This is a genomic window from Geodermatophilus sp. SYSU D00814, from assembly GCF_054050055.1.
Window position 1 is genome coordinate 101,979 of record NZ_JBJGYP010000003.1, and the last position, 12,146, is coordinate 114,124.

A 12,146-nucleotide genomic window follows, 5' to 3' on the forward strand; every position below is an offset into this window, starting at 1 on the left:
GAGCGGCCGACCGGCCTCCCCGGTCGGCCCTGGCCACCGGGAGCCCGGCATGCGCGTGCCCCTGACCACCCGCGACTTCCTCGACCGCGCCGAGCTCGTCTACGGCGACCGGATCGGCGTCGTCGACGAGCCGGACCAGCCCGCGCCGCCGGTGGGCGAGACGACCTGGCGGGAGTTCGCCCGCCGCGGCCGCGCGCTGCAGGCCGGCCTCGACGCGCTCGGGGTGGGGGAGGGCGAGCGGGTCGCGATCGTCAGCCACAACGCCGCCCGGCTGCTGGAGGTGCTGCTCGCGGTCCCGTCGTCGGGGCGGGTGGCGGTGCCGGTCAACTTCCGGCTCAACCCCGAGGAGGTCTCCTACATCGTCGGGCACTCGGGCGCGAAGGTCCTGCTGGTCGACCCGGAGCTGGAGACCTCGCTCAAGGCCGTGCAGGCCGAGCACCGGTTCGGCACCGGCGAGGAGTACGAGCAGCTGCTCGCCTTCGACGCCGAGCCGCGGCCGTGGGGCGAGCCCGACGAGGACGCCACCGCCACGATCAACTACACCAGCGGCACGACGGCGCGGCCCAAGGGCGTGCAGATGACCCACCGCAACATCTGGGTCAACGCGGTCACCTTCGGCATGCACATGCAGGTGAGCGACCGCGACGTCTACCTGCACACGCTGCCGATGTTCCACTGCAACGGCTGGGGGCTGCCGTACACGATGGCCGGCGTCGGCGCCCGCCAGGTGGTGCTGCGCAAGGTCGACGGCGCGGAGATCCTGCGCCGCGTCGAGCGGCACGGCGTCACGATGATGGCCGGCGCCCCCGCCGTCTGGAACGCCGTCCTCGAGGCCGCCGCGACCTGGGACGGGGAGATCCCGGGCCGGGACCGGGTGAGGATCGTCGTGGCCGGCGCCCCGCCGCCGTCGAAGACGATCGCCCGCGTGGAGGCCGAGCTCGGCTGGGAGTTCAACCAGATCTACGGCCTCACCGAGACCGCGCCGCTGCTCACCATCAACCGGCCCCGCGCGGAGTACGACGAGCTCCCGCCCGAGGAGCGCGCGCAGCGGCTCTCGCGCGCCGGCGTCCCCGCGCTGGGCACCCGGCTGGCGGTCAGCGACTCCGGCGAGGTGCTGGCCCAGGGCAACACCGTCCTGGCCGGCTACTGGGACAACCCCGACGCCTCGGCCGAGGCGCTGGAGGGCGGCTGGTTCCACACCGGCGACGGCGGCAGCATCGACGACGGCGGCTACCTGACGATCTCCGACCGCAAGAAGGACGTGATCATCACCGGCGGCGAGAACGTGTCCTCCATCGAGGTCGAGGACGCCGTCTTCAGCCACCCGGCCGTGGCCGAGGTCGCCGTCATCGGCATCCCCGACGAGAAGTGGGGGGAGCTGGTGACCGCGATCGTCGTGCTCGGCGAGGGGCAGAGCGCCACGGCCGAGGAGATCATCGCCCACTGCCGGTCGCGGCTGGCCGGGTACAAGACGCCCAAGCGGGTCGAGTTCCGCGACGAGCTGGCCCGCACCGCCACCGGCAAGATCCAGAAGTTCAAGCTGCGCGAGCCCTTCTGGCAGGCCGGCGGGCGCCAGGTGAACTAGGCAGGCGACCTCCCCCCTGCGGGGGAGATCGGCTCGCCGACCCCTCCGGAGGTCACCCGGACCGGTCGATCCCCGGTCCGGGTGGCGCCCGGACGGGCGCCCGGAGACGAGCGCCCGGTGTGCGACGCCGGCGCACCGGGAGGGGTCGGCACGTGGGAACGGGAACGCGCACGCGACATCACCGCTGGGCCGCGCGGGTGGTGGGGACGGCGCTGGCCGCGCTCACCGTCGCCGGCCTCACCCCCGGCACGGCCGCTGCCGCGCCCACCGACGAGGAGATCGCCGCCGCCGAGGCCGCCCGCGACGCCGCCGCCGCGCAGGTCGGCGTGCTCAGCGCACAGCTGGCCGAGGCCGAGGCCGCCGCGGCGGCCGCGCACCAGGGCGCGCAGATCGCGCTGCAGGACTACGAGGAGACGCAGGCCGCCTACGAGGCCGCCCGCGACGCCGCCGAGGCCGCGACGGCCGCCGCCGCGCAGGCCGACGCCGAGGTCGCCACCGGCCGGGCCCAGGTCGCCGACTACGCCCGCGACACCTACATCCAGGGCAGCACCGCGCCCGGCACCGCCGCGCTGCTGTCGGCCGGCGGCCCCGCCCAGCTGATCGAGCGCGCCGCGCTGCTCGAGGCAGCCGGCACCCACCGCGTCGACGTCGTCGGCGAGCTCGTCGTCCTGCAGGAGCAGGCCGTCGTCGCCCAGCAGGACGCGCAGTCGGCCTCGGCGCGGGCCGAGGGGCTGCAGGCCGAGGCCGCCGCGGCCCTCGAGGGCGCGCAGGCCCAGGAGCTGGCCGCCCGCGAGCAGACCGCCGCCCTCGCCGGGCAGCGCGACGAGCTCGCCGCCCAGGCCGCGGCCGCCGGCCAGGAGGTCACCGAGCTCCAGCAGGAGCAGGACGCGGCCGAGGCCGCCGCGGCTGCGGCCGCCGCCGCGGCCGCCGAGGCCGCCCGCGCGGCGGCGTCGCGCCCGGCCCCGGCGCCCGCGCCGGCCCCGCAGGCCGCCCCGTCGAGCAGCGCGCCCGCGCCCGCTCCGTCCACGCCGTCCGCTCCGGCGCCGTCCGCGCCGAGCACGCCCTCGGGGTCCTCGTCGGGGTCCTCGTCGGGGTCCTCGTCGGGCTCGTCGGGCTCCTCCGGCTCGTCGGCGGGCACCCCGGCGCCGCCGGCGTCGACGTCGGCCGGCGCGCCGTCGGCCTCCGCGGCGCAGCGGGCCATCGACGCGGCGCTGTCCCAGCGCGGCCTGCCCTACAGCTGGGGCGGCGGCGGCAGCAACGGCCCGAGCTACGGCATCCCGCCGGACACCCGCATCTGGGGCTTCGACTGCTCGGGGCTGACCCAGTACGCCTACGCCCGCGCCGGCATCCAGGTCGGCGGCACCAGCCGCGACCAGTGGTGGAACAACCGCGGCAAGACCGTCGCGCGGGGCGACCTGCGCCCCGGGGACCTGGTCTTCTGGGGCTCGGGCAGCTCGTACCTGGGGATCTACCACGTGGCGCTCTACATCGGCGACGGCAAGGTGGTGCACGCCCCGCAGAGCGGCGACGTCGTCAGGGTGGCGCCGATGTGGTTCGGCAGCAGCTACTTCGGCGCGGTCCGGCCGTCGGCCTGAGCCGCACCGACCGGGACAGTAGGGCGTCGGGCAGCCACGGGGGGAGCTGCCCGACGCAGCGCACACGCTAGCAGCCAGCGGGCGCGAGGTGGAGGGGGAAGGACGTGCCCGGGCGGCGCGTCCGTGTCCTTCCCCGGCGTGTCCCGCCTGACACCCCGGGCGGCGCGGCGCCGCGCACGCCGGACGGATCCCCGGGCCGGGGTGGGACACTGGCCGCGGGACGGGCGGCAGGCCCCGTCACCGGCCTCCCCGGGGAGCCCCGCTCCGGACCCGGAGGCCGTGAACCGGCACCCGAGGAGCCTCGTGACCACCGCCAGCACCCCGCTCGACAAGCCCGCCGGCGCCACCGCCGCCGGTGCCCCGGTCCCGCCGTCGGCGGACGCCGCGCGGCTGGAACGGGCGCTGTTCGAGATCAAGCGGGTCATCGTCGGCCAGGACCGCCTGGTCGAGCGGATGCTGGTCGCCCTCCTCGCCCGCGGGCACGTGCTCCTCGAGGGCGTCCCGGGCGTGGCCAAGACCCTCGCCGTCGAAACGCTGGCCACCGTCGTCGGCGGGAAGTTCGCCCGGCTGCAGTTCACGCCCGACCTGGTGCCGGCCGACATCCTCGGCACCCGCATCTACAAGGCCGGGCAGGACGCCTTCGACACCGAGCTGGGCCCGGTGTTCGCCAACTTCGTCCTCACCGACGAGATCAACCGCGCGCCGGCCAAGGTGCAGTCGGCGCTGCTGGAGGTCATGGCCGAGCGGCAGGTCTCCATCGGCGGCGTCACCCACCCGCTGCCCGACCCGTTCCTCGTGCTGGCCACGCAGAACCCGATCGAGTCCGAGGGCGTCTACCCGCTGCCCGAGGCCCAGCGCGACCGCTTCCTCATGAAGGTGCTCGTCGACTACCCGAGCCCGGAGGAGGAGCGCGAGATCATCTACCGGATGGGCTCGACGCCGCCGCAGGCCGAGACCGTCCTGGGCCCGGACGACCTGCGCCGCATGCAGCGCACCGCCTCGCAGGTCTTCGTGCACCACGCGCTGGTCGACTACGTCGTGCGGCTCGTCGTCGCCACCCGGCAGCCGCGCGAGCACGGCATGGACGACGTCGCCTCGTGGGTGTCCTACGGCGCCAGCCCCCGCGCCTCGCTGGGCCTGATCGCCGCCGGCCGGGCGCTGGCACTGGTCCGCGGCCGCGACTACGTGCTGCCGCAGGACGTCCTCGACGTCACCGCCGACGTGCTGCGCCACCGGCTGGTGCTCTCCTACGACGCGCTCGCCGACGGCGTCCCGGCCGACCACGTGGTCAAGCGGATCCTGCAGACGGTGCCGCTGCCGCAGGTGACCCCGCGCCAGCGGGCCGCCGGCTACGGCCCGGCCGCTCCCGGTGGCCCGGCCGTCCCGCCGCCCGGCGCGCCGCAGTACGGCCCGCCGCAGGGCGTGGCGCCCTACGGCCCGCCCGGCTACCCGGCCGGCCCCGTGCCCGGCGGTCCCGTGCCCGGCGGCCCGGGAGGTCCCGGCGGCCCGGTGCAGAACGGCCCGGCCGGCCCCGGCGGGGCGGTGTCCCCGAACGGCCCGGCCCAGAACGGCCGGCCCGGCGCCGGTGCGCCGGGCGGCAACGGCCACGTGCCGGGCGCTCCGCAGGCGTGATCCGGTGGCGCGGCCGCCAGCGGGCCGAGGAGCCCGCCGCGGCGGGGACGGCGGCGGCCGTCACACCCGGGGCCGTCGCACCGGCGGGCGCCGTGCCGTCGGGCGCGGGGACCCCCGGCTCGGGGATCGACCCCGGCGACGGCGACGCCGCCCCACCCCACTTCGGGGAGGGCCCGGCCGACGTGCTGCTGCAGCGGCTGGAGCTCACCGTGCGGCGGCGGCTCGACGGGCTGCTGCAGGGCGACCACCTCGGCCTCGTGCCGGGCTCGGGCAGCGAGGCCGGCGACTCGCGCACCTACCACCCCGGCGACGACGTCCGGCGGATGGACTGGCCGGTCACCGCCCGCACCCAGGTGCCGCACGTCCGCGAGACGATCGCCGACCGCGAGCTCGAGACGTGGGCCGTGGTCGACCTCTCGGCCAGCCTCGACTTCGGCACGGGGTTGTGCGACAAGCGTGACCTCGCCATCGCCGGGCTCGCCGCCGTCAGCCACCTGACCGTGCGTGGCGGCAACCGGCTCGGCGCCGTCGTCACCACCGGCGAGCGGGTGGACCGCTACCCGGCGCAGGCCGGCCGGCTGGCCGCCGACCGGCTGCTGCGCGGGGTGGTCGCCACGCCGCGGGCCGCCACCGGCCGCCGCGGCGACCTCGCCGCGGCCCTGGAGGCGCTGCGCCGCCCGCCGCGCCGCCGCGGGCTGGTGGTCGTGGTCTCGGACTTCCTCGGCGACCTGGACTGGGAGCGCCCGCTGCGGGGGCTGGGCGCCCGCCACGAGCTGCTGGGCATCGAGGTGGTCGACCCGCGCGAGCTGGAGCTGCCCGACGTCGGCCTGCTCACGGTGCGCGACCCCGAGTCCGGGCAGACCCTGGAGGTGCCCACCGGCGACCCCCGGTTCCGGGCCCGGTTCGCCGAGGGCGCGGCCGAGCAGCGGCGGGCGATCGCCGCCGCGCTGCGCCGGGCCGGCGCCGGCCACCTGCAGCTGCGCACCGACCGCGACTGGCTGATGGACGTCGTCCGGTTCGTCGCCGACCGCCGGCGCGCCGGCTCCGGAGGGGCGTCGCGGTGACCGCCCCGAACCCCAGAGAGGTCCGCTCGTGAGTTTCCAGTCACCGCTGTGGCTGCTCGCACTCGTCCCCGCCGTCGCCCTGGCCGTGCTGTACGTGGTCAAGCAGCTGCGCCGGCGGGTGTACGCCGCCCGGTTCTCCCAGACCGGGCTGGCCGCGGGGCTGCTCCCCAAGCGGGCGGGGTGGGTGCGGCACGTCGCCTTCGGCCTGACGCTGACCGCGCTGCTGGGGCTGGTGCTGTCGCTGGCGCAGCCGAGCACCGAGGTGCGGGTGCCGCGGGAGACCGCCACCGTCGTCCTGGCGCTGGACGTGTCGCTGTCGATGCAGGCCGAGGACATCGAGCCCAGCCGGTTCGAGGCGATGAAGGACGCCGCCTCGGACTTCGTCGACATCCTCCCGGAGCGGATCAACCTCGGGCTCGTGTCGTTCTCCGGCACCGCCTCGACCCTGGTGACGCCCACGACCGACCGCGACCAGGTGCGCGGGGCGATCGCCAACCTGGAGCTGTCGGAGGCGACGGCGATCGGCGAGGCGATCTTCACCTCGCTCACCGCGATCAGCACCTTCCAGTCCACCCTCGACGTGGGGGAGGGCGAGGAGCTGCCGCCGGCGCGGATCCTGCTGCTGTCCGACGGCTACAACACCGTGGGCCGCGAGAACACCCAGGCGATCGCCGCGGCGCAGGGCGCCGGGGTGCCGGTCTCGACGATCGCGTTCGGCACCGACTACGGCTCGATCGAGATCGGCGGCGAGGTGACGCCGGTGCCGATCGACCGCGACGCGCTGCGGCAGATCGCCGAGGACACCGGCGGCCAGTACAACGAGGCCCGCACCCGCGCCGAGCTCGAGGCCGTCTACGACGACCTCGGCAGCCAGATCGGCTACACCACCGAGCCGCAGGACGTGTCCTACTGGTTCGTGCGGATCGCCACGCTGCTGCTCTTCGGCGGGCTGGGGCTGGCGGCCTGGCGCCTGCAGCGCCTGTTCTGAGGTGGGAACCCGGCCGTCGTCGGTCGTGACCGGCGGAGCGCAGGGCGTCGGGCGGGCCGTCGCCGAGCGGCTGGCCGCCGACGGCGAGGTGGTCGTGGTGGACACCGCTGCCGACCTGGGCTGGGCGCACGAGCGGGTGCGCCTGGTCAGCGGCGACGCGCGCGACCCGGAGGTCCTCGTCCGCGCGGCCGCCCTGGCGGAGTCGGCCGGCCCGCTGACCGGGTGGGTGGCCAACGCCGCGGTCTTCCGCGACGCCTCGCTCGCCTCCGCGCCCGCCGCCGAGGTGCTCGACCTGGTCACCGCGAACCTGGCGCTGGCGCTGACGAGCTGCTCGGTCGCCGTCCGCCACTTCCTGGCGCACGGCCGGGCCGGGGCGATCGTCACCGTGTCCTCGCACCAGGCGCAGCGGCCGGTCCGCGGCGCGCTGCCCTACGCGACGGCGAAGGCGGCGATCGAGGGCCTGACCCGCACCGTCGCCGTCGACCACGGGCCCGACGGGATCCGGGCCAACGCCGTCGCGCTGGGCACCGTCGCCACCGACCGGCTCGAGGAGTTCCGGGCCACGCACCCCGCCGTCGACGCGGAACTCGCCGCCCTCCACCCGCTGGGGCGGGTCGGCACGCCGGTCGAGGTCGCCGACGTCGTGGCGTTCCTGCTGTCCCCGGCCGCGGCCTTCGTCAGCGGCGCCGTCCTCCCCGTCGACGGCGGCCGGGCGGTCCTCGGCGCCGACCCCGAAGCGCGCTGACCCCGCAGCGGGGCTTGACCCCTCCTGTGGGCTGGATCACAGTGTCTCGGCACCGGGGTCGCCACCGGGGTGCACCCCGCGACGGAGGGGGGTTCCCGTGGGACGGGTCGAGGGGAAGGTCGCGTTCATCACCGGTGCCGCGCGTGGGCAGGGCCGCGCGCACGCCGTCCGCCTGGCGGAGGAGGGCGCCGACATCGTGGCGGTTGACCTCTGCGAGGACGTGGCGACCACGCCGTACCCCGGTGCGACCGAGGCCGACCTGCAGGAGACGGTCAAGGCGGTCGAGGCGCTCGACCGGCGGGTCGTCGCCCAGCAGGCGGACGTCCGGGACCTCGGTGCGCTGCAGCGCGCCGTCGACGAGGGGCTGTCGCAGCTCGGCCGCATCGACGTCGTCTGCGCCAACGCGGGGATCGGCAGCTTCGCCCCCGCCCTCGAGCTCACCGAGGAGCAGTGGCAGGACGTCGTCGACATCAACCTCACCGGGGTGTGGAAGACGGTGAAGGCCACGGCGCCGGCGATGGTGGAAGCCGGGAGAGGCGGCTCGATCGTGCTGACCAGCTCCACGGCCGGGCTCATCGCCTTCGCCAACCTGGCGCACTACACCGCCGCCAAGCACGGGGTCGTGGGGCTCATGCGGGCGCTCGCCGTGGAGCTGGCGCCGCACCGGATCCGGGTCAACTCGGTGCACCCGACGACCGTGGACACCCCGATGATCCAGAACCCGGCCATCTACGAGCTGTTCACCGGCCAGCAGGGCATCGGCCGGGAGGAGGCCCAGGAGGCGTTCAAGCCGCTCAACGCCCTCCCGATCCCCTGGATCGAGGCGGTCGACATCAGCAACGCCGTGCTGTACCTGGCCTCCGACGAGTCCCGCTACGTCACCGGGACCACGATGGTGATCGACGCCGGCGCGACGGCGCCGTACAAGATCCCGCACCAGGCCTGACGGGACCCGCGGAGGGAGGGCCCGCCCTCCCTCCGCGGGAGCGCCTCAGCGGGTGGGGTCGAGGACGAGCTTGCCGGTGGTGCGGCGGGCGAGCAGGTCCTGGTGCGCCTCGCGGACGGCGGTCAGCGGGTAGCGCCCGCCGCCGACCGGCTCCAGGGCGCCGTCGGCGACCAGCGGCAGCATGTCGCCCATCGCGGCGTCGAGCATGGCCGGGCGGCTGAAGCAGTGCGCCAGCCAGAAGCCGACCACGGCGCGGCTGGTGCCCATGAGCGACGGCGGCTGCACCGGCTTGGGCGGGCGCCGGCCGGCCATGCCGTAGAACACGATCCGGCCGAAGGGCGCCAGCGCGGAGAACGCGCCGTCGAAGACGTTGCCGCCCGTCATCTCCAGGACGACGTCGACCCGCCGGCCCCCGTTGGCCTCGCGCAGCGCGGCGGTGAACGCCTTCGGGTCGTCGTCGGCCAGGGCGGGGTCGACGGTGGCGTCGGCGCCGAGCTCCTCGGTCAGCGCCCGCTTCTCCGGGCTGGACGCGGTGGCGATCACCCGGCCGGCGCCCCACCGCTTGGCGAGCTGGACGGCGAGCGAGCCGACCCCGCCGGCCCCGGCGATCACCACGACCGACTCCCCGGCGGCCAGGTGGGCGCTGGTGCGCAGCAGGTGCCAGGCGGTGGTCCCCTGCAGCACGAGGGCGAGCGCCTGCTCGTCGGTGACGGTGTCGGGCACCGGCCAGGTCAGCCGCGGGGTGCCGACGACCTTCTCGGCGTACCCGCCGCCCTCGACCAGGCCGACCACCCGCTCCCCGCCGCCGGCCGGGCGGCCGACGAACTCCGCGCCCGGGACCAGCGGCAGCTGCTGCGGCGCCAGGTAGCTGTCCTCGGTCTGGTGGGTGTCGGCGTAGTTCACGCCCGACGAGCTCACCTCGTACAGCTGCTGGCCGTCGCCGGGGACGGGGTCGGGGAGGTCGACGACGTTGAGGACCTCGGGTCCACCGAATTCGGTGATCTGCACGGCACGCATGACGCCGAGGCTATGGCGTGGGTCCGGCCGACGGCCGCCTACCTCCCGCTCGGCACGGGTACGCGCCCGGCATGTCCGACTTCGAGATCACCGCCCTCGTCCTGGCCGAGCACGAGGTCTTCCGGCGGGAGTTCTCGGCACTCGAGGACCTCTCCGGCGAGGAGCTCGCCGCCGCCTGGGCGGCCCTGCACGCCAGGCTGGAGGTGCACGCCGTCGCCGAGGAGCAGCTGTTCTACCCGCTGCTCGCCCAGGAGGCGGACGGCGAGGAGGAGACGGCGGAGGGCGTGCACGACCACAACGAGATCCGGCACGCCGTGGCCGCCGTCGGGGAGCACGAGGCCGGCAGCGAGGCCTGGTGGGAGGCGGTGCGCACCGCCCGGCAGGTCAACGCCGACCACATGGCCGAGGAGGAGACGGACTTCTTCCCCCCGTTCAAGGAGTCGGTCGACGACGAGCAGCGCGAGGCCCTCGGGATGCGCTGGCTGGCCTTCCACGACGAGCACGAGCGGGCCGAGGGGCTCTCCGGCGAGGACGCGGAGGTGGCCGAGGTGGTCGCGACCGAGGTGCCGGAGGGCGACCCGTCGGTCTGAGCACGCCGCCGTCTCCCGGGTGGCCGGCTGTCCGCCCGGGCCCCGGTCACGGATCCGGTGCCTGCTGGTCGGCGCGGATCTCCTCGTCCCGGTGTCCGACGACCCGGACAGCCGCGCTCCGCGTCTCGGGGAACCGGTCCTGTGCGAGACCGCGACTCGTGTGGTCGGTGACCGACGTGACCAACGGTCAGTCGGTGCAGACCTCGAAGCAGCTCAGGAGAGGGCCCGGGACGCGGTACCGGGTCACCTCGTCCCCAGGCCGTGACCGGACACGTCCCCGAGGGCAGCCTGTCGGCCAGGCGGTTGGACTGGAGTCCGGGCGGTCCCGGCCGAATGCTCTGTCATGGACCTTGCTGCACTGCTGTCGGGGATCGGCAGCCTCGGGGCGGGCACCCTCCTGGGGCACTGGCTGTCGGGACGGCGTACTCGGCAGGGCGCACGCGAGAACGTGATCTCGGCGGTGGCGGAGGTCGAGCGGACCCGCTGGTACTCGGCCTCGGCGGACACCATCGATCCCGTCCGCGCGGCCGTCTCCCAGCTGGAGGCGGCCGCCCTCCGAGGGGACCTGCCGCGCAAGCCGGTGATGCTGTACGGCGCTCTCGCCATCGCGTCCTGGAGGGTCAGCGAGAAGGACTCGGGTCACCAGCTCTGGCCCGAGTGGGCGGATGTCGTCACGGACGCCCGAGACCTCGTCAAGGACGTGGCGTGGCAGGGCGGCGCGCGGGCGCGTGACGCCGAGCAGGACTCGGACGTCCTGTACGACCGCGCACGAGCGGTCACGCGCCGCTCCGTCCTCTCGGTCTGGGCCGACAGCTCGGATCTGCGGGCCTTCGAGCAGAAGTACAGGACCGGGGAGATCTCGGTCTCCTGACGACGACGAGCGCGAGCCGGGTCCGCCCGGCTGGGGCCTCCGCGGTCCCGGGCGGCCGGTGCACGTGTCGCCCGGGAGGCGCCGGGTAGGAGGCGGGCCCAGCGGCGGCGGGGCGGGTCCTGCCGCACGACGACGACCCGGCGTCCGCGCCCGGTCCTGGGACCGTTCGAGGAGATCGCGTGTCCCGTACGGGGACCGGCAGGGGCCGCAGCGGGGGCGTCGGGGGCCTGCCGCCGCGCGCACCGTCGGAGATCGAGGTCGTGGCGCACCGCGGCGTCTCCGCGGAGGCCCCCGAGCACACCCTCACCGCCTACCAGCAGGCGCTGGCCCTCGGCGCGGACGCCGTCGAGTGCGACGTCCGGATGACCCGCGACGGCGTGCTGGTGTGCGTCCACGACCGCCGCATCAACCGGACGTCCACGGGCCGCGGCGTGGTGTCGGCCCTCGACCTCGCCGAGCTGGAGCAGCACCGCGTGGTCCACCGGCGACCGCGGGCTGCCGCGATCCGGGGTCGCCGGTCGCGTCCCGCGGTCGAGGAGGACGACGTCGAGGCCGACGAGGACGCCGGCCGGGTGCTCACCCTGGACCGGTTGCTCGACTACGTGACGGCCACGCCCGGGCGCGTGCGGCTGGCGATCGAGACCAAGCACCCGACCCGCCACGCCGGTCAGGTCGAGGCGGCCCTGCTGCGGAGCCTGCGCAGGTTCGGGCTGCTCTCCGGCGGGCGTCCGCTCGAGTGGTCGGGGCGCCCGGCGGTGCGGGTGATGAGCTTCTCGCCGACGGCGCTGCGGCGGGTCCGGGTCCTGGCGCCGGACCTCCCCACCGTGCACCTCGTCCGCCAGGTCCTGCCCCGGTCGCGGTCGCGGGCGGTCCTCCCGGCCGGCACCGCCGTCGGCCCGTCCCTGGCGCTGCTGCGCCAGCACCCCGGGCTCGTCGCCCGGGTGCACCGGGCCGGGCTGCAGGTGCACGTGTGGGTGGTCAACCGCCCGCGGGACATGCAGTTCGCCGCGTCCCTGGGGGTCGACGCGATCATCACCGACGAGGCCGCCTCGCTGATGCACCTCCTGGGACGGGGCGGGCCGCCGTCACTGAGGAGCACGGGCTGACGTCGCC

The 12,146-nt window shown here is 76.0% G+C and carries 11 protein-coding genes; 10 read left to right on the forward strand and 1 reads right to left on the reverse strand.

Annotated features, from left to right (window positions below):
* The first annotated feature begins 49 nt into the window (after positions 1-49).
* The 7 genes from ACI780_RS03290 (at position 50) to ACI780_RS03320 (ending at position 8,555) form a co-directional block, all read left to right on the forward strand.
* The gene (locus ACI780_RS03290; RefSeq protein WP_456870642.1) at positions 50-1,585 is read left to right on the forward strand and encodes an AMP-binding protein; all 1,536 of its coding nucleotides are present in this window, start codon (positions 50-52) and stop codon (positions 1,583-1,585) included.
* A 152-nt stretch (positions 1,586-1,737) separates the two neighbouring features.
* Entirely contained in the window at positions 1,738-3,180 is a 1,443-nt protein-coding gene (locus tag ACI780_RS03295; protein WP_457000726.1) for a C40 family peptidase, read from the forward strand.
* Between the two features lie 303 nt (positions 3,181-3,483).
* A complete protein-coding gene (locus ACI780_RS03300) occupies positions 3,484-4,812 on the forward strand; it encodes an AAA family ATPase (protein WP_457000728.1) in 1,329 nt (442 codons plus the stop codon).
* Positions 4,809-5,876 carry a DUF58 domain-containing protein gene (locus ACI780_RS03305; RefSeq protein ID WP_457000730.1) on the forward strand — a complete coding sequence of 356 codons (1,068 nt, stop codon included), beginning with the start codon at positions 4,809-4,811 and terminating at the stop codon, positions 5,874-5,876. Before ACI780_RS03300 ends, ACI780_RS03305 begins: the two co-directional genes overlap by 4 nt.
* Positions 5,877-5,904: 28 nt before the next feature.
* Positions 5,905-6,864, forward strand: a complete 960-nt coding sequence (locus tag ACI780_RS03310; RefSeq protein WP_457000732.1) for a VWA domain-containing protein — start codon at positions 5,905-5,907, stop codon at positions 6,862-6,864.
* Positions 6,865-6,889: 25 nt separating this feature from the next.
* Positions 6,890-7,609, forward strand: a complete 720-nt coding sequence (locus ACI780_RS03315; RefSeq protein ID WP_457000734.1) for an SDR family NAD(P)-dependent oxidoreductase — start codon at positions 6,890-6,892, stop codon at positions 7,607-7,609.
* Between the two features lie 97 nt (positions 7,610-7,706).
* Complete coding sequence (locus tag ACI780_RS03320; RefSeq protein ID WP_457000736.1) at positions 7,707-8,555, forward strand: mycofactocin-coupled SDR family oxidoreductase; 849 nt, start codon at positions 7,707-7,709, stop codon at positions 8,553-8,555.
* 45 nt (positions 8,556-8,600) lie between these two features.
* Here ACI780_RS03320 and ACI780_RS03325 read toward each other — a convergent pair whose 3' ends face one another.
* A complete protein-coding gene (locus tag ACI780_RS03325; protein WP_457000738.1) occupies positions 8,601-9,572 on the reverse strand; it encodes a quinone oxidoreductase family protein in 972 nt (323 codons plus the stop codon).
* Between the two features lie 71 nt (positions 9,573-9,643).
* Between ACI780_RS03325 and ACI780_RS03330 the strand changes: the two genes are divergently transcribed.
* From ACI780_RS03330 to ACI780_RS03340, 3 genes are all read left to right on the forward strand, one after another.
* Positions 9,644-10,162: a hemerythrin domain-containing protein gene (locus ACI780_RS03330; RefSeq protein ID WP_457000740.1), complete on the forward strand. Its 519-nt coding sequence runs from the start codon at positions 9,644-9,646 to the stop codon at positions 10,160-10,162.
* 448 nt (positions 10,163-10,610) lie between these two features.
* Complete coding sequence (locus tag ACI780_RS03335) at positions 10,611-11,033, forward strand: hypothetical protein (RefSeq protein WP_457000742.1); 423 nt, start codon at positions 10,611-10,613, stop codon at positions 11,031-11,033.
* A gap of 179 nt (positions 11,034-11,212) precedes the next feature.
* A complete protein-coding gene (locus ACI780_RS03340) occupies positions 11,213-12,139 on the forward strand; it encodes a glycerophosphodiester phosphodiesterase (protein ID WP_457000744.1) in 927 nt (308 codons plus the stop codon).
* Positions 12,140-12,146 lie beyond the last annotated feature (7 nt).

Excerpts from the sequence above, each read along its gene's own strand:
- ACI780_RS03290 (WP_456870642.1), top strand. The coding sequence starts at position 50 with ATGCGCGTGCCCCTGACCACCCGCGACTTCCTCGACCGCGCCGAGCTC.
- ACI780_RS03325 (WP_457000738.1), bottom strand. The coding sequence starts at position 9,572 with ATGCGTGCCGTGCAGATCACCGAATTCGGTGGACCCGAGGTCCTCAAC.
- ACI780_RS03330 (WP_457000740.1), top strand. The coding sequence starts at position 9,644 with ATGTCCGACTTCGAGATCACCGCCCTCGTCCTGGCCGAGCACGAGGTC.